At 54.5% G+C, this 23,109-nt stretch carries 9 protein-coding genes; 6 read left to right on the forward strand and 3 right to left on the reverse strand.

Annotated elements, in window-relative coordinates:
• Positions 1 to 16 precede the first annotated feature (16 nt).
• The 3 genes from JOE33_RS20970 to JOE33_RS20980 all read left to right on the forward strand — a co-directional run bounded on the left by JOE33_RS20970 (position 17) and on the right by JOE33_RS20980 (position 6,966).
• The gene (locus JOE33_RS20970; RefSeq protein WP_187625902.1) at positions 17 to 3,022 is read left to right on the forward strand and encodes an autotransporter serine protease; all 3,006 of its coding nucleotides are present in this window, start codon (positions 17 to 19) and stop codon (positions 3,020 to 3,022) included.
• A gap of 91 nt (positions 3,023 to 3,113) precedes the next feature.
• Positions 3,114 to 6,230 (forward strand): autotransporter serine protease, encoded by a 3,117-nt coding sequence (locus tag JOE33_RS20975; protein WP_209924128.1) that lies wholly within the window; start codon positions 3,114 to 3,116, stop codon positions 6,228 to 6,230.
• A 445-nt stretch (positions 6,231 to 6,675) separates the two neighbouring features.
• Positions 6,676 to 6,966 carry a hypothetical protein gene (locus tag JOE33_RS20980; protein ID WP_187625904.1) on the forward strand — a complete coding sequence of 97 codons (291 nt, stop codon included), beginning with the start codon at positions 6,676 to 6,678 and terminating at the stop codon, positions 6,964 to 6,966.
• A gap of 52 nt (positions 6,967 to 7,018) precedes the next feature.
• Here JOE33_RS20980 and JOE33_RS20985 read toward each other — a convergent pair whose 3' ends face one another.
• A complete protein-coding gene (locus JOE33_RS20985; protein ID WP_187625905.1) occupies positions 7,019 to 7,594 on the reverse strand; it encodes a Bro-N domain-containing protein in 576 nt (191 codons plus the stop codon).
• Positions 7,595 to 8,023: 429 nt separating this feature from the next.
• On the opposite strand from JOE33_RS20985, the gene JOE33_RS20990 reads away from it, so the two are divergent.
• The 3 genes from JOE33_RS20990 to JOE33_RS21000 all read left to right on the forward strand — a co-directional run bounded on the left by JOE33_RS20990 (position 8,024) and on the right by JOE33_RS21000 (position 13,347).
• Positions 8,024 to 9,607 carry an AAA family ATPase gene (locus JOE33_RS20990; RefSeq protein ID WP_187625906.1) on the forward strand — a complete coding sequence of 528 codons (1,584 nt, stop codon included), beginning with the start codon at positions 8,024 to 8,026 and terminating at the stop codon, positions 9,605 to 9,607.
• Positions 9,604 to 10,878, forward strand: coding sequence for an McrC family protein (locus tag JOE33_RS20995; protein WP_209924129.1), 1,275 nt, complete (start codon positions 9,604 to 9,606; stop codon positions 10,876 to 10,878). Before JOE33_RS20990 ends, JOE33_RS20995 begins: the two co-directional genes overlap by 4 nt.
• A gap of 510 nt (positions 10,879 to 11,388) precedes the next feature.
• A complete protein-coding gene (locus JOE33_RS21000) occupies positions 11,389 to 13,347 on the forward strand; it encodes a DUF262 domain-containing protein (protein WP_187625908.1) in 1,959 nt (652 codons plus the stop codon).
• Positions 13,348 to 13,471: 124 nt separating this feature from the next.
• On the opposite strand, the gene JOE33_RS21005 is transcribed toward JOE33_RS21000, so the two are convergent.
• Both JOE33_RS21005 and JOE33_RS21010 read right to left on the reverse strand, forming a co-directional pair.
• Complete coding sequence (locus JOE33_RS21005; protein ID WP_187625909.1) at positions 13,472 to 19,738, reverse strand: DEAD/DEAH box helicase; 6,267 nt, start codon at positions 19,736 to 19,738, stop codon at positions 13,472 to 13,474.
• Positions 19,739 to 19,747: 9 nt separating this feature from the next.
• Positions 19,748 to 23,068, reverse strand: coding sequence for an STY4851/ECs_5259 family protein (locus JOE33_RS21010; RefSeq protein WP_187625910.1), 3,321 nt, complete (start codon positions 23,066 to 23,068; stop codon positions 19,748 to 19,750).
• Positions 23,069 to 23,109: the final 41 nt, after the last annotated feature.

Here is a 23,109-nt window from a genome sequence, read left to right on the forward strand (position 1 = left end):
TATCAGGTGTGCAGGGATGCAAAAGTCGAAGTGCGTGAGTGTTGTCCGTTATTCGTTCAAGCCTGTAGCAACCGGTGCGCTGTGTGCGCTGTCGTTTACGTTTGGCTGCTCGGCCTATGCTGACTATGTCGAGCAGGGCAAGCCAAGGGACGCTGCCAGTTGGCGTTCTGCAGAATTCCAGAGCGACTGGGGGCTGGGCCGTATCCAGGCTGATCAGGCTTACGCCGCTGGCATCACCGGGGCAGGCGTGAAGATCGGTGCGCTGGACTCGGGGTTCGACCCCTCCCACCCGGAAGCCACGCCGTCCCGCTACCACGCAGTCACCGCTACCGGCACCTACGTTGATGGCTCGCCGTTCAGCATCACCGGTGCCATCAACCCGAACAACGACACCCACGGCACGCACGTCACCGGCACCATGGGCGCGGCGCGCGATGGCGTCGGCATGCACGGCGTGGCGTATAACGCGCAGATCTACGTCGGCAACACCAATCAGAACGACAGCTTCCTGTTCGGCCCTAACCCCGACCCGCAGTACTTCAAGGCGGTGTACGGTGCATTGGCCGATGCCGGCGTGCGCGCCATCAACAACAGCTGGGGCAGCCAGCCGGCCGATGTGACCTACGCCACTGAAGCGGGCGTGCGCGCTGCCTACGCTCAGCACTACAACCGCGGCACCTGGCTGGACGAAGCGGCGAATGTCTCGCGCAAAGGCGTGATCAACGTCTTCAGCGCAGGCAACAGCGGTTATGCCAATGCCAGCGTGCGGGCGTCGCTGCCGTATTTCGAACCGGATCTCGAAGGCCACTGGCTGGCCGTTTCGGGCCTCGACAGCAGCAACGGTCAACGCTACAACCAGTGCGGTCTGTCCAAATACTGGTGCATCACCATGCCCGGTCGGCTGGTCAACAGCACCGTGCCGGGTGGCGGTTACGGCATCAAATCCGGCACCTCCATGTCCGCGCCGCATGCCACTGGCGCGCTGGCGCTGGTGATGGAGCGCTTCCCGTACATGAACAACGAGCAGGCGCTGCAAGTGCTGCTGACCACCGCCACCCAGCTCGACGGTTCGATAACCCAGGCACCGACCAACAGCGTCGGCTGGGGTGTGGCGAATCTGGAGCGGGCGATGCGTGGTCCGGGCCAATTGCTCGGCACCTTCGACGCCAATCTGGGCGCAGGTTTGACGGATGTGTGGAGCAACAATATTTCCGATCAGGCGCTGATCCAGCGTCAGGCCGAGGACAGCGCCGAGCAGGCCACCTGGCAGCAGACGCTGATCAGCAAAGGCTGGCAGAACGGCGTTGCCAGCACCGCCAGCCAGCAGGATCAGGCCGATTACGCCACCGGCACCGCTCGCGCCGCCGCAGCGGCACAGCGTCAGTACCAAGGCAGCCTGATCAAATCCGGCGCGGGTCGACTGATTCTGCAGGGTGCCAATACCTATCGCGGTGACACGCAGGTCAACGGCGGCGTGCTGTCGATCAATGGGTCGCTGGTGTCAGCCGTGCAGGTCAATGCCGGCGGCACGCTGGGCGGCAATGGCCAGATCGGCGGGCTGACGGCGCGCAACGGCGGTATCGTCGCGCCGGGTAATTCCATCGGCACATTGCAGGTCAATGGCGATGTGACACTCGAACCGGGTTCGACCTATGCCGTGGAGCTTTCACCAACCGCCAGTGACCGCATCGTCGCTACCGGCAGCGCCACCGTGTCAGGCGCGAACATGACGCTGGCGCTGGAGAATGCGACGCCAGTGGCCTTGAATTCCGCACCGATCCAAAGCGTGGTAGGTCGCCAGTACAACGTGCTGCAAGCCGCCAATGGCATCAATGGCCAGTTCGGCAGCGTGTCCTCCAACTACGCCTTCCTCGGTGGCCGACTCGACTACGCAGCCACAGGCGTGGCACTGAACGTCGAGCAAACCGCGGCTTTCAACAGCGTGGCGCAAACCCCCAATCAGGCGGCTGTGGCGACTGCCGCCGAGCAACTCGGTGCCGGTAACGCGGTGTATGAAAACCTGCTGCTTACCCAGAGCGCTGCCTCGGCACGCGACAGCTTCCAGCAATTGTCCGGCGAAATTTACCCGGCGATCGGCAGCGTGTTGATCAACGACAGCCGTCAGGTCCGCGATGCCGTGGGTGAGCGCCTCGGCGCCAGCGTGTTCGGCACCGATGGCAACACTGCCGCACAAGACAACGTCTGGCTCAAGGCGCTGGGCGCCTGGGGCAAGACCGACTCGGGTGACGACACCGCGAGTTACACCACCTCGATTGGCGGGCTGCTCGCAGGTGTCGATGGCAACATTGCCGATGACACACGTCTGGGCGTCGTTGCAGGCTACAGCGACAGCTCGTTGAACATGGGCTCCGGCACGCATTCCCGGGCTTCGGTGGACAGCTACCACTTGGGCGCGTACCTCGGCCATGAAATCGGCGCACTGCGCCTGACCCTCGGCGCCGCACACAGCTGGCATCGCATCGACGCGCAACGCGATGTGCAGGTCGGCGGCGCAGCGGGCAAGGAGAAAACCAAACACGATGCGCAGAGCACCCAGGTGTTCACCGAGGCGGCGTATCGCATTCACCTGCAACCCGCGACGCTTGAGCCGTTCGCCAATCTGGCCTACGTCCACCTGAACACCGATGGCTTCACCGAGAAGGGTGACGCTGCAGCGCTGTCTGCCGGTAGCGACAACCGTGATGCGGTGCTGAGCACCCTGGGTCTGCGTGCCCTGAAGAGCATCGCGATCAGCGACCGTCAGAAGGTCGACCTGTCCGGCAGCCTCGGCTGGCAGCACAACCTGAGCAACACCGACTCCGAACAGCATCTGGCGTTTGCCACCGGTGGCAGCAGCTTCGGTATAGAAAGCTCGCCACTGGTGCGCGACGCCGCGCTGGTCGGTGCTCACGCCAGTCTGGCGTTGAGCAAGGAGGCGCGGATCAGCCTCGATTACAGCGGCCAGCTGGCCAGTCGTGAGAAAAGTCACGGTATCGGCCTGAGCCTCAACTGGCAGTTCTAAGCAGTACGCAACCCTAAACCCAAAAGAACGACGCGCATGCAGATGCATGCGCGCGGAGATTCGTGCGCGTTAACTAAGGACGGTAATTTTCATGAAAGATGCATTCAACACCCGACACACCTCGGTCAAACCCCTGGGCCAAGCCATTCGGGCGATCAATCGCGCCTCCTGCGGCGCGCTCGCCTGCTACCTGGCGACACTGGGCGTGGCTCATGCCGCACCTTATGTAGAAGCGGGGCAGGCGGGCAATGCCGCCAGCTGGCGCAGTGCCGAATTCAAGGCCGACTGGGGGCTGGGCGCGATCAACGCTGATCAGGCCTACGCCGCAGGCTACTCGGGCAAAGGCATCAAACTGGGCATCTTCGACCAGCCGGTCTATGCCCCGCATCCGGAATTCGGCAGCCCTGACAAGGTGGTCAATCTGGTTACCAGCGGCATCCGCGAATACACCGACCCGTACATCCCGGTGAAGGCGGGCGACGCTTTCCGTTACGACGGCGCACCGAGCCTGGACTCCGGCGGCAAACTCGGTAACCACGGCACCCACGTCGGCGGCATCGCCGGTGGCAATCGCGACGGCGGGCCGATGCACGGCGTGGCCTACAACGCGCAAATCATCAGCGCCGACAATGGCGACCCGGGCCCGGAAGACGGCATCGTGCTGGGCAACGACGGCGCGGTGTATCAGGCCGGCTGGAATGCACTGGTCAACAGCGGTGCGCGGGTCATCAACAACAGTTGGGGCATCGGCATCACCGACCGCTTCGACAAAGGTGGTCGCGATCCGGCGTTTCCGCACTTCACCGTGCAGGACGCGCAAGTGCAGTTCGACCAGATCCGCCAGATCCTCGGCACGCGTCCGGGTGGCGCCTATCAGGGGGCGATCGACGCGGCACGCAGCGGCGTGGTGACCATCTTCGCCGCGGGTAACGACTACAACCTCAACAACCCCGACGCGATGGCCGGGCTCGGCTACTTCGTACCGGAGATCGCCCCCAACTGGCTGACCGTCGCCGCCCTGCAACAAAACCCGGATGCCGCAGCGGCCGCTACCACGCCCTACACGCTGAGCACCTTCTCCTCGCGCTGCGGCTACACCGCCAGCTTCTGCGTCTCGGCGCCGGGCACGCGTATCTACAGCTCAGTGCTCAACGGCACCAGCCTTACAGACCTGACCGTCGGCTGGGCCAACAAGAACGGTACTTCGATGGCCGCGCCTCATGTCGCCGGCAGCATGGCTGTGCTGATGGAGCGCTTCCCGTACATGACCGGCGCGCAGGTCGCCGACGTCCTGAAAACCACCGCCACCGACCTTGGCGCGCCGGGCGTCGACGCGCTGTATGGCTGGGGCATGATCAACCTCGGCAAAGCGGTCAACGGCCCGAGCATGTTCGTCACCGAGGCGGACATTCCTGCCGAGTTTCGTATCGACGGCGCCTACGGCGACAGCCAGTTCGTGGCTGACCTGCCCGGCGTCGGCGCGATTGTCGATGCTGGCAAGCCGACCCAACGCACCTGCAGCGGGCCGCAATGCGGGCTCGACGTGTGGAGCAACGACATCTCCGGCCACGGCGGCCTGACCAAACAAGGCATCGGCACCCTGGTGTTGACCGGGGCCAACAGCTACAGCGGCCCGACGCTGGTCAATCAAGGTCGTCTGGCCATCAACGGCTCGCTGGCCTCGGCCGTCACCGTCAACAACGGCGGCATTCTGGGTGGCAATGGCAGCGTCGCGTCGCTGACCGCCAATCAGGGCGGCACCGTCGCGCCGGGCAACTCCATCGGTACTCTGCAAGTGGCGGGCGACCTCAACCTGGCGCCGGGCTCGACCTACGCGGTCGAATTCTCGCCCACCGCCAGCGACCGCATCGTGGTCGGCGGCATCGCGACCGTGAGCGGCGCCAACATGGCCCTGTCTCTGGAAAACGACAACCCCGCATTGCTCAGCAGCAACCAGACCAGCAGCGTTCTGGGTCAGCAGTTCAACGTGCTGCAGGCGGCTGGCGGCGTTCAGGGTCAGTTCGGTTCGGTGACCGATAACTACGCCTTCCTGGACGGCAACCTGGCCTACACCGGCAGCGGCGTGACACTGGCCCTTGCGCGTAACGGCGACAGCTTCGCCAGTGCGGCGCAAACGTCCAACCAGCGCAGCGTGGCCCAAGCCATTGAGCAACTGAGTGCGGGCAACCCGGTCTACGAGAGCATCATCCTCAGCCAGGACACTGCCAGCGCACGCCGTGCATTCACGCAACTGTCGGGCGAAGTGCACCCGGCCATCGCTACGCAACTGATCAACGACAGTCGTCAACTGCGCGACGCCGTGGGTGATCGTCTGCGCGTGGAAGGCTTGTATGACCAACCGGCACCGGGCAGTGAAGACAACTCGGTGTGGGTCAAGGTGCTGGGGGCCTGGGGCAAAAACAGCGGCAGCAGCGACAGCGCCAGCTTGACCTCGTCGCTGGGTGGCCTGCTGGCAGGCGTCGACGGTCTGATCAGCGAACACACCCGCTTGGGCGCGATGGCAGGTTACAGCGACACCTCGCTGAGCCTGGGCGACGACACCCACTCGCGGGCCTCGGCAGACAGCTACCACTTGGGCGCCTACATCGGCCACGAACAGGGCGCACTGCGCCTCACCGCAGGCGCATCGCACAGCTGGCACCGCATCGACGTGAAACGCGACCTGCAATTCGGCGCGTTTTCCGACCGTCAGAAGGTCAAGCGCGACGCCCAGTCGAGCCAGGTGTTCACCGAAGCCGCCTACCGCCTGAACCTGCAACCGCTGGCACTGGAGCCATTCGCCAACCTGGCTTACGTACACTTCGACAGCGACAGCTTCACCGAAAAAGGCGGCGCCACGGCCCTCAAAGGCAGCGACGACACACGCGACACCGTGCTCTCGACCCTGGGCATGCGCGCCGGTAACCGCTTCAACCTCAACGACACCCAAAAACTCGACGTATCCGCCACCCTCGGCTGGCAGCACAACCTGAGCGACACCTCGTCGGAACAACACCTGGCCTTCGCCAGCGCCGGCAACAGCTTCAACGTGCAAAGCGTCTCGATGGACCGCGACGCCGCCGTAGTCGGCGCCCGCGCCAGCCTGGCCCTGGGCAGGGACGCACGCATCAACCTGGACTACAACGGTTTGCTGGGTGCACGGGATAAAACCCACGGTGTAGGTCTGTCGCTGGATTGGCAGTTCTGATGGATAGAGCCTGCGGGGTGCAGTAGCCCCGCAGGCACTCGCCACCCTTCGTATGACTATCGTGCCAATGCTCCGCGTTGGCACGCATTTCGTGACGCTCTGCGTCATATCCAAGCCATCAGGCAAATGCCTGATCACTCACAACTCCGGCTTCTGGCCGGAGGCCGTGGGGCGCACCGGTCGACGTTTCGCTGACCCGCTTCTGCCCTTAGGGCGTAGGAGCGAACTTGTTCGCGATCTGCCGGGAACCGGCAGCAAAACTGTGTATACGTTACGTCCTTGGCAACCAAATCTCAGATTGGCCTAGCCATGCCTCATTGCCAAATAGGCTCACCGAACAACCCGAATCCCCAACAACCGCCTCAATAAACAAAATTTGATGGCTCAATACCATCATGGTAAAACCTTGCAACAGACACTCGTCTGCATTCGCTAAGGAATAGCCGTGAAAAAGACAGGGACAGGCGTCGTCGCCATGCTCGCATTGCTCTGCGCCTTCACCGTGCAGGCCAGAGAAACCCAGGTAACAGACGCCTCAATCGTCAAAGCTATCATCCAGGAATCCATCGATGGCTACTCCGGCAACTGCCCATGCCCCTACAACTCTGCCCGCAATGGCAGTCAATGTGGCAAACGCAGCGCTTACAGCCGCAAAGGCGGCTACGCGCCCATCTGCTACAAGGATGACGTCACCAAAGAAATGATCAACGACTACCGACGCCGCCTGAAAGGCTGATCCGACGAGACACAATGGCCGTCACCCACACGTCACGGCCATCACCACGCATTCAACCCAGCCGAGAAGCAGGCAGCACCGCCCGCCACCAAGACCTGCCTGAACTGCGCGGCCGCGCCTCAACCTGCATCTGCGGATGCGCCAACAGCATCGGCATATCCCGCAACCGTATCCACGGCTCGCTGTGCCAGTGCAACATACTCACCGACAACCCCGGCCACTGCAGCATGCTCAGGTTCGGCGTGCAGTCATCGAACGGCACCTGCCCATCCCGCAACGCAGGCACCACCTCATGGGTAATCCACTGCCGCAACCCGCGATTCTCCGCATGGTAGTGATGCACCATCATCGCGTACGCCCCCGACTCACTAACCATCAGCTCTGACTGTGCTTCGCCGTGCAGGTCGAGCGTGATCATGCGGTGCTGGTCAGCGTCCAGCTTGCGCAGCGTCCGCTCGTTCAATGGCCAGCCGATCATGCGACCCAGATCGCGGGCGCTGAACCAGGGTTGGTTTTCGAGGAGAAGGGCGAGGAGTTGGCGGTTGTGGCGGTGAAAGGGGGTTGGGATGCAACCGGCACACAGTTCTCGCGGCTGACGAGCGCTGGCCTGAAATAGATTGCTTAACATGCTGACCTCTACGTATGAGCTGAAATGACGTTAAAGACCAACGTAGAGCGGGCGTAAGAAACCCAACTGAGCGGATCAGCAAAGCCGAGATTCCCGTTTGATTAGAACGATTGGAATCTGAAGCTATGCGTGAACTCACTGCATCTACGTTGGGTGTTTCTTAGGCACCGGCGCATACGATACTGGTACTGGCAACGTGTCGATATCGGAGCGGGGAGGGAGAGGATGTCAGGGGTTTCCGATCTTCAGGCGAGGTATCGGGTTCAGCAACCCATATCGTTCCAACGCTCCGCGTAGGAATGCAGTTCGCGACGCTCTGCGTCGAATTCTCAGGGCTGCTACATAAACACGACACCACCGAGGCTTCGCTTTACCCATGCTGGCAATCTAGATACTGTTGTCGGACTTTTCCTACAGGGACGTTCGGCAATGCCTTCGCTCAATCAGATTTTCTTCGGTCCGCCCGGTACGGGGAAAACCTACGCCACAGTCGAAGCGACGTTGCAGATCCTTGATCAGCCTTTTCTTGCTAAAAACCCTGATAACCGGTCAGCGCTGAAAGCTCGATTTGACGAGCTGCTTGCGGCAGGTGACGTGCGCTTTGTGACCTTTCATCAGAGCTTCAGCTATGAAGACTTTGTTGAAGGGCTTCGCGCTACGACTGATGAGCAAGGCCAGATCCGTTACGAGGTGGTATCAGGCATTTTTAAATCTATGTGCGTTGAAAACGCAAGGCAGCCTCAACCTAGGAGAGCCGCTAAGAGGAAACCTCGTCCTTTTAAACGAGGTGATACCTTTGGTACAGGATATAAAGTAACTCGTGCTACTTCAGATGTAGTCGAAATACAGAAGCCCCAGGGTAAAAAACTCGAAATAGGCATGAGTTTACTGAACGCGCTAGCATCTTATGTACGATCCGGTACGTTGGCAATGGAGGACCTGCGTAACGGTCAATGGGACAAGAAATTACCAAATTCTGATCTAGAGCCCTTCTTGATTAATGGGTATAAAAACGTCATTCCTCTGATGATAAATCAGATGGTAGTTCAAGTTGAGAATAAGGACGATCAGCCATATTTCGAGTATGAGAAACCTCGCAATTCCTCTCCTAAGGTCATTGTTATCGATGAAATAAACCGAGGCAACGTCTCGCGCATCTTCGGTGAGCTGATTACCCTTATCGAACCTTCCAAGCGTGCGGGCGCATCAGAGGCTCTCGAGGTTACGCTGCCTTACTCGAAAGAGCGCTTCAGCATTCCCAGCAACATCCACTTGATCGGCACCATGAACACATCTGACCGATCATTGGCCGCACTTGATATTGCCCTGCGTCGTCGCTTCACGTTCATTGAGGTGCCGCCTAACCCGGAGCTGCTTGAAGACATAGAGGTGGGTGGCATCGCCATTGATGAATTGCTCAGTGTGATGAACCAGCGCATAGCAATCCTGCTTGATCAAGATCATTGCCTGGGGCACGCGTACTTTATGCCTCTCGAGAGCGATCCGACATTGGAGCGCCTGGCAGGCATTTTTCGAGAGCAAATCCTGCCGCTACTTCAGGAGTATTTCTTCGAAGATTGGCAGCGTATCCAGTGGGTCCTCAACGATCAACGCAAGGCTCCAGAAAATCGGTTCTTGGTCCAGCCGAGCCAGGACCTCAGCGTGCTGTTTGGAGACGCTGTCACTGTGGGGCAGAACAACGAGCGTTGGGAATTGAATCTGCCTGCATTCATCAATATAGAGTCATATTTGGGTGTGATCGATCACAACCTGAGCGTCAGCGCGCCGCTGGAAGCGAAAAGCGTCAGGACCGAAAGCGTAGACATACGACAAGCCGCGAATGGCAGTATTCAGGTCTATCGTGAAGGTCAGCAGGTCAAACCTGCTAAGCCACATTTGCGGGAGATTGCCAGCAAACATGGTCTGTCTATTACATCAGCATCGGGCATCACGCTGAACACGCGGGACCTCGGGCGCAAGATCATTAAGTTCCTGAGCGAACAGCAAAGGTGAAAACCACCGTAACGGTCCGAGAATATGCTCGGCTGACAACCGGCAATGTTCTCAACCCAACGCTCGACGTAGCCCAAGTGTCGCCCTCAGCTTTCGACTGGCTCTGTGAAACCAGTTCCCGCTTTAGCAAAACGGGTGCGGCACTGGTTCAAGTTGAAGGCCGCCGCTGGCTTAAACTCGATAACTACGTTGGCGCGCTGGAGACACCCTGCGGTACGCGTATCGAAATCCTGCCCAAGCATTTTGAACAAGGCGACTGCATCCAGCAAAGCCGCGCCTTGCTCAAGCGAATGATTCAGAAGTCACTAGACCTTCCAACCCGTAAGGTCGGCGCAACCGCGTTACAGCGCTTCGATGCGCCGTTGACCGAATGGGTGATGAGCAGCTTTCTGGAAGCACTCGATCACCTCATCAAGCGCGGCCTTCGCTTCGACTATCAACGTGTCGAAGAGGAGCAGCGGTATATGCGTGGTCAGCTCAATACTGCCCGCCAAATGCGCCAACCTCCAGGGCGACAGCACCACTTCCAAATCCGCCACGACATATTCCTACCCGACCGCCCTGAGAACCGCCTACTCAATACTGCGTTAGATATCGTCTGTAAAACCACTCAAGACCCCAGTAACTGGCGTCTCTCCCACGAACTGCGCTCACTGCTGCTAGAGATCCCAAACAGCCGAGACACCACTCAAGATTTCAAACAGTGGCGTCACGACCGGCTCATGGCTCATTACCAGCCTGTGAAGCCGTGGTGCGAACTCATCATCCAACAGCAAACACCGTTGGCGATTGCAGGCGAGTGGCAGGGCATGAGCCTTCTGTTTCCGATGGAGAAGCTGTTCGAGCGCTACGTGGCTGCGTGCCTGAGGGATTCACTACCGCCAGATGCAACGTTGCATACCCAGCGCAGCAGTGAGTATCTGTGCACCCATCAGGGCAAAAAGGTCTTTCAGCTACGGCCTGACTTGATGATTACTCAGGGGGAGAAGAGTTGGGTTCTGGACACCAAATGGAAGCGGCTGGACAGCGAGCTGGGTAGCAAAAATTATGGTCTGAGCCAGGCTGATTTTTATCAACTGTTTGCGTATGGGCAGAAGTATCTAGGCGGGCAGGGGGATTTGGTGCTGATTTACCCGAAGCGGGCTTCGTTTCAGGAGGCATTGCCGGTTTTTGAGTTTTCGGAGGGGTTGAGGTTGTGGGTGGTGCCGTTTGATTTTGAGGTTTCAACGCTCGTTATGGCTGAGCATTTTAAGCATACAGGCCTAATGTAGCAGCTGCTGGCCCTCGTAAACTGAACTACTATTGGACATATGCTACTGGAAAGCTCATGAAAACGTGCTGAGATGCTTCTATTTCTGGCAATCTTCCCAGTGAGAAAAGTCAGACTCTATTAGCTCTATTTTGACAACACGCCTTTTATGCGCACAGCGGACTGCCTACTACCTAACCCCGGCTGAATCGCATGGACCGTCAGTCGCCGTGTTTCACTGTCATTGCCGATTGCCGTTCACCCTCCGGAAAATGGTATTGGCACGCGGCCGTGATGACGCATCTATCGAACACTTAAATCCAGTCAGTAATAAAAAATTATTGCTGAGTGCGATAGTGGCATCATGTTTGTCCGCCAGGTCGGGTTTGCTCAACTGGCCCGATTCTACTGCCTACAACGATCATTCAGCCGTTGGCGGATCGAGCATGCTTAAGGTTAATCATGGCGTTGAGTGAACACTTAGTCTCTCACGTTCTCTGCACCCCCCCCCATTCAAGGAACGATACATCGTATGACTAAACAAGGATTTGGCGCTCAACTGCTAACGCTGCCGATCATTTTTTCTGACAGGTTTTTCATCATTCCGGATTATCAGCGTGGCTACGCATGGGATAAAAAGCAGGTCGATGAACTGCTCAAGGACGTCGATCATCTGATGCAAGATAGCGCAGCCTTACGTCATTACACCGGTACACTCGTCCTCAGTCGTCCGAAATATACGACAGACAACGGCTTCAACGTAGTGGATGGCCAGCAGCGGCTGACCACACTCGTCATTTTTCTTTACCTGCTTGGTGAATCGCTACCCATCGAAGAGCGCGCAGCGTTTTCCGCGCTGTATTTACGCCGCGGCGAGTTTGGCAATGATCGTGCTGTATTGCGCTTAAACTCGGATACACGGTCGTTTTTTGAACGTGTAGTGATGGCTGAAGGCAACCTCGACAACAGTCCGATTAAACTTGAGGCACATCAACGATTACTCAGTGCCAGAGGTTCGATTAAAAAGTGGCTTGAGGAAAAAATCGCTTTGGGAATTGAGCCACAGCGGATCAGAGACATCCTTGAGTCCCGGCTCGGCTTTCTGGTATTCGCGCCTGAAGAAGATGCTGAAACAGGGATCATGTTCGAGGTCATCAACAACAGAGGGAAACCGCTTAGCGAGTTGGAAAAGGTTAAAAACTATTTGATTTACTGCTGTGTGAAGCTTTCTGCGGCTTCGCTCAGGGACACAATCGATCAGGATTGGTCAGAAATCCTAAAGGCCTTGAACATCGCTGGCAAAACCTCAATCGGCGACGAAAGTGCATTTCTTCGTTATTGCCTGGTCGTCCATTTCAAACTGAATAAAACCGATAGCCAATACGGTTATGAAGAGCTGAAAAAGCGAGTAAACCTCGACAGCTGTCTGACTGGGGATTTACCCCGCGAACCGGTGATTAAAAAAATTGCAGCTTTTGTGCAGTTTATGAAAATCGCCGCGCTCTGGTATCAACGTCTGTATGGGCGTGATCACATAGGTTTAGAGCCTGAGATAGTGGTGCTTCTTGATCAGATCCGGGCGCAGGCACGTCATGCGTCCATTATGCCTCTGTTCCTGGCGATGGTGATCAAATTGCAGGGCTCGGGCGAGCGCCTGCATAAACTGCTTCGGTTGTTGGAGATCCTCAATTTTCGGGTCTACATGGCGCGGAACATGACTTCACGTAATGACACCGGACAAGGCGATCTTTATGGGGACGCGGCACGTTACTACCACTCTGAGCTTTTGGCCGCACTTCCCCCCGAAGAGCTTAAGGTCGGGCGCATCCATTTGGAAACCGATGAGGATGCGTTGGAATACCGGCTCGTTAAATTTATCCATTGGTTAGCGGCGGATCATCGGTTTATTAAGTCTTTCTCTCTGGACCCTGACAGCCCAGACGATTTTTACAAATGGCGTGGCTTGCGGTATTTCTTCATGAACTACGAGGCAAAACTCCAACCGCGAAAAACGATTCAAATTGATAAAATTCTTCTCGGGGTTTCGGAGGGTAAAACCTCAGACTATTACTCTGTGGAACACCTCTGGGCTACTGAAAATAGAAATGGTGCTGGGGAAAACAACCGTAAACAAGATAAGTACCAACGGCGCCGGCTAGGCAATTTTGTCTTACTGGAACTGCGCCTGAACATTCAGGGGAACAACGATGACCTGGGAGATAAGCTTCCACGCTACTGCGAGGGGCTGGGGGAAGAACCGACTACAGAACTTCATCAAGTTCGAAAAATGGCTACCGACACGTATTCGCTGATGGAGAATTACGATGGCAGACGGCGGACGATCAATTTTTATCACGACTTTCATGGCGAGCTAAATGACCGTCAAGAGCAACGGTTCATTACGTTTGCCCAAGCACGTTGGTCGTTGAAGCCTTTCATTGGGTATGCGCAAATTCGGCGGGAAGCGGCCGCCGCTCACGAAGAAAGCTGAGGGTTGCGTTTGAGTGAGCCGAAGGGTGTACCGGACCCACTCCTGTGTGGGGCGGTACGCCCGCAAGGTGAACCTATTCTGCCGGTGTTGTTTGTCGTGGCGTTCGCTTGGTCCAGTGCTTTGCTTAGCTCACGAGTAGACTCATGTAAGTAGGCCAATCACCGCTAGGACACATTTGCGCCATTTTATATTTATCCAGCATTTGTAGCGCTTGGCTCTCGTGGTTAGCACGGAAGTCAAACCCCATCTGGTCGCGATACGGCATTCTACCTCGCCAGTATCCCATTCCTTGATCAAGGAAAACTTTGCTTCGCTTACCTGATACCCAATCTACTGTTATCACTCTCGCGTGTTGAAGCTCCCGGCTTCGTTCTTTGATTTCAATTTCAGGTGAGATAGAGAACTGGCTACCCAACCAAAGTTTAAGAAGTGCTTCTTGATCAAGTTGAAACCTCCAGTCATGACTAATTTGATTGCTGGACTGATCGCCACTGGATGCTAGCGTTTGAATTCGAAGCGACTCAAGTTTTTCATTTTTGAAAAGTTCAAGAAAGCCGCTTAATAACATTAACGACCATGGTGATTTCAAATAACGGTCGGAATAGCTGACCACTGCTGCTTTGTCCGTGGCAATCAACTCAGTCAGTTCGGGCGCGTGCTTCTGAATGAGAGAAGCGAGACGTCTATGCAAGCTGCTGATAGGCCCGTCAAGTTCGTGGGTGATTTCGATGACCCGTGCACCCTGCTCAAATTGGCGCCAGGTCCGGACGTCGATAGTTTTACCACCGCAATCAGAAACACATTCGCTTCCAGCCCACACTATTCCATCGTTGCTACTCAGCCATCCGGCTCCTGGAGTCGCAGCGGAGGAATCGCTGCTAAAAAGACTCTTGATGACCGATTTGGAACAAATTTGAGCCACAAGGTAAGGCTTGATTAGTAGAAGGGAGTTGTCCATATCCTCAATCACAACCCCAAGACTAGCCAGGTCAAAGAGGGTGTTCTTTTGTTCTTTGCTTAGCGACGCTCCTGAAGGAATTGCCAGTTTCACCTTGAGTTTGTCAGCGATTGCCCAAGTGAGGATTTTTTCACGGAAGTAAGGGTGATTTAGGTCCCAGTCCTCTGCATCTCCACTTATCACCAAGCAAATAGAGGTGTCGTTTTCACTGCGATCCGCTGAATTGATCGCAGAGGACAAATATCGGATCGGGCCGATCGAGCAATAACTAGCCCCAGCCACAGTTTCAAACTCGCTGGGCAAGTCTAAATGTTCGATTAGGCCCGACATAGTCAGCCACTCCATGGCGCGTCCACGATCTAGCTCCTCTCGCTCTACTCGACTGTCTTGACCTGCGAGACAGTGCGAGCAGACGTTTTCGCAGTTAACCGGGCAATGCAGCTTCCCTAACGTTTTACGTAATAGCTCGGTTGTATTCGCTAAGCCAGTCAGTACAAATCCGGCTCCTCCGCTGACTTCATCGAACAGCTGAATGACCGTTCGCCCTTGTCCACTTTCGATATCGCGATCAAGACGGAAACCAAAGCCCATTTCTGTGCTGGCAATCCCTAAGAGTTCGGCGATTACGTCGCGTAGCGCAACGGCAAGAGTCGTGGCTATAGTTTGCTCTGCCAGACTATCTCCGAGCCACAGACCTGCCTGGGGACTTCTTAAGTAAAGCTCCATAACGTCAGTGCGAATTTGATAGCCCAAGAACAGGTTAGGCTTAACTGCCGTGCCTGGGCAGTCGAACTCTTTACGACTGCCTGTGATCCCGCCGACTGGCCGGTGTAACTGATCTGGGAGCAGACTTTTAGGAATATCACCGGAGGCGAGCATTGAATCTGCACGTCCACAGATTAGGCATACGGCGTAACCTTTTTCGTGTTCACCGGATGAATGATGAAACACACTGCCATCGTGACCAAATCGAACGAAACCACACCGCTTGTCGGGCAGCGAGATCGTCTCGCCAGTTAGTTGGATGCGAGGTCGTTCGACTCGGATGAACTTCTGAGAAGTGATGTCGTTTGTTGTTGACTCATAAAAGTCGGTTACAAAGCCGCCAGGGCGAAGGACGGTGCGGCGCTCATTTGGTTGAATTGCTTGCATGCAGTGGGAGCACGTTAGCTCGGAGCTGTTGGTATAGGCGTTTTCGATTACGCCTGTCGCCCCACAATTTGAGCATCGCCAGGCGATATCAAATTTTTGTGCTTCGTTTACTTGGCCTGACGCATGCCATTGCAAACTGATTCCTGCCGAACGATAGACTCGCCCATCGATTACCACTTGCGATCCAGGTGCATACTCTCGGATCGCAATGTTTAAGCCGCGAGACGGAAGCTCTTTGTTGTTGAAAATACTGTCTTCGCGACTCTCAGGATGAGTTCGCTGGTGCTTGAAGTCCTCAATGTTGTAGGTGTTGAGTGTCACGACATCGGTAGGGAATCCATATCCTGGAAGGAACGCACGGGACGCGAGATCGCGAAGCAAGTACTCACCTTCGTGACGTTTTTTCTCCAGCTCTAGCGCTTTTTTGTACGGTAAATCTGTCGCCGCTTGCAGCTTAGCGTTGAGCTTTCGAGACTCTTCAAGCCACCGGTCCTCCAGAATACGTACGCCTTCCTGAGTCTCGGCTGAGATTGTGCTGAGCAGGTAGCCATCTAAGCAAGTTCCGCTGACAAGGCGTTTGATTGGATCTGCAAATTCTGTCTGACAACTAGTCAGCCAGCTTTTGAATTGCTGGCAGGGTGAGTCGTCCCCACCAAAAAACCATTGGAGAGTCAGCCTGGTTCGGTCACCGTCACTACTGGTTTTTGACTTTAGGAAAATAGATAAGAGCAGCGAATTGACGTGCCTCTGAACAATGCGAGAAGAGCTTAAAGTAATGGTGGGAGCGGGAATGGCGGTAATGAATGGCCACTTTGGCTGGGCAAACGCGCGCTGGTTATGAGGGTCCGCTTTACATAAGGTGTAGGCTATCGCGCGTGCCTCACTACGACGTCCGGCGCGTCCTGCCCGTTGCAAATAGTTGGCAGGGTGGGGCGGCAGATTGTTCATCACTACAGCAGAGATGCCCCCAATGTCTACGCCCATCTCCATGGTCGTGGAGCAGTTGAGTACGTTGATATCACCCTTCTTAAACAAATCAACATAGTCATCGAGTCTCTGCGCCGACTGCTGAGCCGAATGCTCAGCGGTTCGATAGTAAAATCCGCCTTCCACGGTACGATCGCTGATATCGGTCCAGAGATTCTCAGACCGAAGGTGCTGGATGACGGGATCTTTTAAGACCTGCGACCGGATCTGCAATTGCTTGGTCACAGCGCTACCATCTATCTGGAGGTTAGCTAGCGAGGCGAGTTGGATTTTCTGGCAACGGTAGTCTTGCGGACGCAACTTTATGGGTAAATAAGGGGTTAGCCCACGAAAAGTCGAATCAAAAATCCGATGTGTTACCGGGCAGAGCCACCCCTCTTCTAATAGCGAAAAGGTCAGTGTTTCTAGCTTGAGGCGATGCCCTGGATCTGCGGGCTCCAGGATGAGAGCCTGTGTTAGAGCAGACCATGCGGACTCTAACCAAGCATTGATTTTGTCCGCGTCTGCAGCGAGCTTCCGATTCAATCCGGTTGCTTGTTCCAGTAATTTTACTAACCGATGCGGACTCCCAGATTTTACTTGAGGCCATTTCCTTACTGTTGTGCTTTCTTCCAGCTCGCTTTTTGGAGAGAACAGGGATTTGGGTGTAAACCTGCTGCCCATCCAGGATTGCATGTCGCGATCCATGTTTATAAAAGTGTTCTCGCGCACGTAAAAATCAAGTGCAACTTTAAGGTAGTCTTGCCAATCCTCAAGCGTTAGGCGAGTTTCAGGCGCCGAAAATGCTCCTGTCGCCGGTACCGCTTTCGTTTCCGTCCACATCGGGGGGGTAGAGCTAATTTCTTTGAGACCTCGGTAGGTTACTTTTACGAGGCCGAGGGTCTCCGTACTGTTCTGATTTTTTGGGCGCCGGGAAAATTCCCGAGCTAAAAGTAAGCGAGCCATGGTTGCGCCACCTTGGCTCCCGTCAAAAAGGACAGGGTTGGCGTAGCGGTTGTAACGCAGGATCGACTGTTCAACATCTTTGGAGGCCGCTAGCTCATATACCATGCTTGCCCAATCGACGTTGACGATTCGTTTTTGTGGAGCGCTGCCGGATCGTAGCGCGGCCGCTTGTCTGCGTAGCTCTGCCGCCATTACACCCATTCCCGACTTTTCTAAACCTTCTGCCTGGTGCATCAGCAGTTCAAAGTTGCCAGTAGGAACGTCTTTAGGTTCCGCATCAGCTTTGGCCTGAACGTTCCGAAGCGTTTCAAATACTAAGCCTCGCAACCGCGAACGCTCGGCTTCTTGTTGCATGCGCACGGCCATACGTGCAGTACCTTGACGGCTATCGGTGAACGTAATTAGCTTGCGACCCCGACCGGGTAATTCTTCTGGGGAGCGCTCATTGCTGTCTTTTTTGTCGGCATCTGGGCAAAACTCCAGCACCGTCGGGACGGCATTCGCAACATAGAATGGAGCGCCTAGGTACGCTTTTCTCAGAAAGCTTTTTTTGTTTGGAAGTTCGTGATCGCAGTGACTACAGCAAGCCGCTTTCTCTTCAGCGATATTAATGTTGATAGGGCGCGCTGAGTTAGTAGCGCATAAACCGTGGGTGTCGAGATCGAGGCTGACGCTGAAAAAGGGGGCTTGTGTGACCTGCAAACCGGCAATTACCAAACGTTGCGCGTAAGCACGACGAGTAGTTGGGCCGGTTACCTCACGTTCAGGCGACGTCTCTTCTTCGCCGCTTTCGTAACTCAGAGAAAACTCATCTCCTGCGTACGGGCTCAATTGGTGAAGAACCCCGTTTCGATCCTCCGCAATTAAATGCGGAGTTTTACAGTCATCGCAAAATCCTAATTCGTACACTGGGGCGTTGCATTCGCAGCGTGCACGTTGATGAACGTAGACGTTGCCAAATGGCCATTCACTCAGACTGGCAGATTTGGCAGTGCAATTGGGGTCTATGCAGGACCATAGTCCATGAAGCATTCGTTGAAAAAGGTGGGTCCGTAGCTTAAGAAACGGAGGTTCGTCCTTATGGCGTCGGGTGCCAGTTGATACATCGAGCCAACCTAACACTTCCCGTTGCTGCTCCAGTCGCGAGCCGGGCATCAATTCGGATTTCAATATCGTCAGTAATTCATTTAAATCTAACGGTTTCGTCGAGTTAACGATCGCATGCCTTAACGAGCCTGCTATTGAATTGCGGCCTAAAGCATCAAAACGGGTCGGTGATATTTCTTGTTCATCCTCGATAGACTGCACGAACTCCAGTGAGGCCTTTTCAACTTTTGAGTCGAACAAGATATCCGGCCAAACACGAGATCCCCCAATGACGTCGACTTGTTCTAGCCGCACTCCTGCGAGGTCTGCAAGGTACCGTTTCAACTTTTCTTCGGCCTCACTTCCGGCGATGGTGGCCGATGTCGCGACAAAACGAATTTCCTCAGGATTTTTACCGAAGGCTTGAACGACGCGGCGCAGCAGGAGAGACATTTCTGCTGCTTGAGAACCAACGTAAGTGTGTGCCTCGTCGAGGACAATCCAGCGTAGAGACTGCTGTTGCTTTGAAATCTCTAGGATAGGATTGTCTACCTGACGAACCAGCATGTATTCGAGCATTGTCGCGTTGGTCATTAATATTGGAGCTGGTTCTTTGCGCAAAAGCTCACGTGACAAAACCTGGTTGGGTTTCTGTTCTTGAATCTTACGAATTACTCCTTCGAGTTCTTCAGTTTTACCGTTGTATAAACAAAACCGAATATCTTTACCGTATGCACGGGTCCATGCATCTAATCTCTCCTGTTGAGAGTTGATTAGGGCGTTGAGAGGATAGAGAAATAGCGCTCTCACCCCAATCAAGGGTGACTGATTTCGTTCAAGCTCCCGAATTAGATCTTCAAGGATAGGCACCATGAAACATTCTGTTTTCCCCGAGCCGGTGCCACTGGTAATGATGGCAGATCGAGGTTTCTCGTTAAGCAACGTTTGCCAAGCCTGAAGCTGGTGCGTATAGGGGTGTGCTTCTCTTGGAAAGTCATAAGCATGGGCGTTTTGTAATGTATTGAGCAGGCTTTTGGATAGTAAAGCCCCCTCTAAGTCGAGAAGACGTTTTTCCGACTCCTTCCAACCAAACGTATGTTCGAAAACTGGCGGAGCCAGAAAACAGCCATCCGCCCCCAATTCATCAACCATTTTTTCGTTCAGATGACGGCGAAGTCCTGGTTCGTTAACTCCTAAGACACCTAGGGTTGCCTCCCGCGTGCGGTTAAGGCTTTGCTCAATTAAATCCGTGAAAAAACGCATTGGAACTCCTTATGCCTCGTCTTCGGAGGCTAGCAAATACGAAACCATCAGTGCGTGAGTAGGTGCGAACCATCCCTGACGGTCAAAATCAGAAACCAATCGAATGGCGAATTTTAGGTACGCCATCGGCACAGGAAGATCATTTAGGGTGGCTTTGCCTGCCGTCACATAAGCCATAAAAAATGGTAAGTAAGAAACCGCTTTAGTGAAACCAACAGGGGTGATCTCTCTCAAGAATGCAGGTATCGGATTCTGAAAGAGCCAGCTAGTCAATTCTGCAGTAAGATCGGTAGGCCACTGTCTGTCGGTAGCGTGTTGTTGGCGTAAGGCTTGATTCCAGCCTGGTACCACCAATTGAGGAGGGATTTTGGTCAGACTGCTTTTATTGCCAGTACTTAAGTAGTCGCCCAAATAATCAAAGCCGGAAACCACAAGTCGCAACACGGCCGCGCGATTCGTTTCAAGGTTCTTGATAAGAATCTCCGGCAAGCCACATGCTATCAGTCCTTGTAAAAATCGTGCATGTGCTTCGGCCCAAATTGGGAGAGGGATTGCTTCCCAGATCACCGCCAGCTCATCGCGAATTCGAGCGCAGAACGCTTCGTCCATTTCTAGTCGGAGCACCGCGAACGCCAACGCCTCTGGTTGCTTTGACAGTGCTTTCCAGCTTTCAAATGAGGACAACGGCAGGTGCGCGTAATGTTGCTTCAAATCCGCTAAATATTGCCAACCACTGTGTCCGAACTCTTTTGCCATAACGGTGATTTGTTGACTGATAGCGTTTGGGTTGGTTTTTGGGTGGAAAACCTGTGTCGCTCTGTGCAAGGAAAAAACTTGATTTTGAATTTCAGTAATCGACGAATCCGACACGAACAGTGCAGGGCGAAATTGAGTTTTACTATCTTTGGCTGGATAGATTAGCCATGGGCCGTCACGTTGCACGGTGTTGGGTAAAATAAATCGCCCGGTGCTAACAGCCTGGCTCTTGAGATCCTCAATTTTGACTGGCGCTTGTTTAGGATCAGAAAGTAACATTGCTTCAACTTCTGTGTCATTCAAAATTGTCGCGTTACTTATTTCGCAGATCGTGAATGTGTCTCGACTTTCCCATTGTAAGCGGCCGTTGTACCGTCTGATATTCAGGCTGAGCGCACGCTGTTCGGTTTCTAAGGTTAGCTTAATAAACGCATCTTGTTCGTCGACAGCTCCCAGCATTTGAAGCATGTCATTTTGGTAGCTAAACAAATTTAGCAGCGTGGGCGATGAGCCTACTTTGATCTCATATTGCCGTTTTGGATGTGGCAGCGCCTCGCACACCAGTTCCAATAGCATGTAGAAACTTTGCCCTTGAGTTTGTCCTGAGGTCAATGCGATGCGATGACCTATCAGCTCAGGAAACGTAAGCTCGTGTGCTCGTGAGGGCCGGTCGTCTGGTCCAATGAGCCTTGCTCCTTGGTACGGATATGGCAGACGAAGCAGCAGGGGCTGATTGCTATTTTTCTTGTCGATCTCCAGCGCAAAACCAGCAGGAGGTGTGTCGGACAGATGAACAAGGCTGAAAGTGGTTACGGAGTGATCAGACTCCAGTCGCTTCGCCATTAGCAGCGCACTGTCGATTTTCAAGTCAAGCTGGAGCGCACCTTTGACCTGCAGTCGAGCAGGTTTTTCGGTGGTTTCTGGAAGCAACGAGGTACTGAATTCTTTGGGTAGGACCGCAAAGCGGCGTGTTAAAAGCGTTTTTCCCGTGCGGCTTTTCAGGGTGTAATGAACGACCCCTAACGGTCCAGCACGGCGAAGAGTGTCCAAGGGTTGCCCATTAGCAAATTCTAGAATATCGCCCAAACCAAATTCATAGTATTCGGGCAACTCCAGTCGTGGCCAACCCAAATATACAACACCTGGGTTACTGTCATAGAGTCCCTGAACACCGGCCAGAGCGGGCTTTCGGTGCTCGTTTTGATTTTTATTTAATTCGATTTGATAGAGATCAGGGCCGTTTTGGAGCGATAAATTGGCCCGTAGATCCAGCCAGTGACCGCTCTCTTTGTCGGTAGTGAGCAGCGATGGTGTAAGACCGTCTGATGAAAAACTAAATTTGGTCGGAATGCGAATACGTGCGGACTCACCAGCGACACCGCAAGAAGATGTTCCGACCAATTGCCAGTAATCATCCCGCTGCTCAAAAATCAACGGCGTTTCTTCGTAATCCAACTCGCTGCCGTCGAATTGGTAACATTGAACAACTCGTCCATTGTCGAGTAAGCGCAGCGTGACAGGTTCGCCTAACCGGCGACGCTCTACCGATGTTGACGGGTTTGAGAAGCGGACCGTTAGACGAGACTCGTTCAGCTGGGCATACACCGCAGGCCCACGAGCTAAAATGTGCTCACCTTCGTAATAGGCTTGATCGAGCCGAGTGCTACCTAACTGCTGGGCATCAATGTTAAATGAGTGTTCCTTTGGCAAGGCCAGCTCTGTCCTGATCCTCCAGTCCGGTAGTGTGCCTAATAGAAAATGCTCGCAGGTGAATGCTCTGGCTTGAATAAGCGCCTCTTTTCTATCAAGCCGCTGCTTGCCAGCATCATGTAGCCAATCATTAATCAGGCCTCTAGCGTTAGTTTCATCAAGAGGAATTGGAAAGGCTTCTGTCCACTCAGGAGCGACTTTATCCAGGTAAGCAGCAGGATCTTTCTGATCCTTTAACGGGTATTGCGCCGCTAGATACATCAACTGTTCAACAATGCCGGCAAGCAGCTGTCTGGTTTCTAGATTTCGAAAGGAAATTGGCAATTCCTCTTCGTGCGCGGCAATTAGGTCAGCAGTTGTTCGGTGGCTGCTCCCTGCACTGAAGAGATTAATACCTCGATTGACTGCTTTGCCAAAGCCATGCGATTCCTTTTGAACTAGGGGCCAAGGTAACCCACCTTCTGCGAAAAGGGACCCTAGCCAATCTCTGCCGTTTTCACGGTACCGAATAGGGCGTTTCCAGTATTCCAGTCCTTTGCTGGTCAAGGTTGCATGCTTATTGTGTGAAAGTGAGACGGCTAACTCGCTTTCAGCGCCTGACCAGGACCATGAGCTGTTGTAATTTCTACGGTACTGCTCACTTACGAATAAACAAAAACATGCTCCCAGGTGTATGGACTGGACTGGACTGGACGCTAGGCGAAGGTACTTTTGAAGTAAGTCGCGTAGGGATGCGTACTCTTGTTCGGACAGCTGGTAGCTGTATAGAGGTTTGCCGTTAGGTCCTTTGAATAGCTCGCGGGTGAGCAAAAACTCGCTAAGCCAGGCTTTTATGGGATTTACAACAGTAGTGAACACGGTCATTGACGCAAATCCTTATGCTGAAAATTCAAAAGCGTGCAACG

The sequence above is a fragment of the Pseudomonas sp. PvP027 genome, from assembly GCF_017833005.1.
In the GTDB taxonomy this organism is placed as follows: domain Bacteria; phylum Pseudomonadota; class Gammaproteobacteria; order Pseudomonadales; family Pseudomonadaceae; genus Aquipseudomonas; species Aquipseudomonas congelans.

What these genes read in the sequence shown, in the direction of transcription:
- JOE33_RS20970 (WP_187625902.1), top strand. Translation starts at nt 17, where the DNA reads ATGCAAAAGTCGAAGTGCGTGAGTGTTGTCCGTTATTCGTTCAAGCCT.
- JOE33_RS20975 (WP_209924128.1), top strand. Translation starts at nt 3,114, where the DNA reads ATGAAAGATGCATTCAACACCCGACACACCTCGGTCAAACCCCTGGGC.
- JOE33_RS20985 (WP_187625905.1), bottom strand. Translation starts at nt 7,594, where the DNA reads ATGTTAAGCAATCTATTTCAGGCCAGCGCTCGTCAGCCGCGAGAACTG.
- JOE33_RS20990 (WP_187625906.1), top strand. Translation starts at nt 8,024, where the DNA reads ATGCCTTCGCTCAATCAGATTTTCTTCGGTCCGCCCGGTACGGGGAAA.
- JOE33_RS21000 (WP_187625908.1), top strand. Translation starts at nt 11,389, where the DNA reads ATGACTAAACAAGGATTTGGCGCTCAACTGCTAACGCTGCCGATCATT.
- JOE33_RS21005 (WP_187625909.1), bottom strand. Translation starts at nt 19,738, where the DNA reads ATGCGTTTTTTCACGGATTTAATTGAGCAAAGCCTTAACCGCACGCGG.
- JOE33_RS21010 (WP_187625910.1), bottom strand. Translation starts at nt 23,068, where the DNA reads ATGACCGTGTTCACTACTGTTGTAAATCCCATAAAAGCCTGGCTTAGC.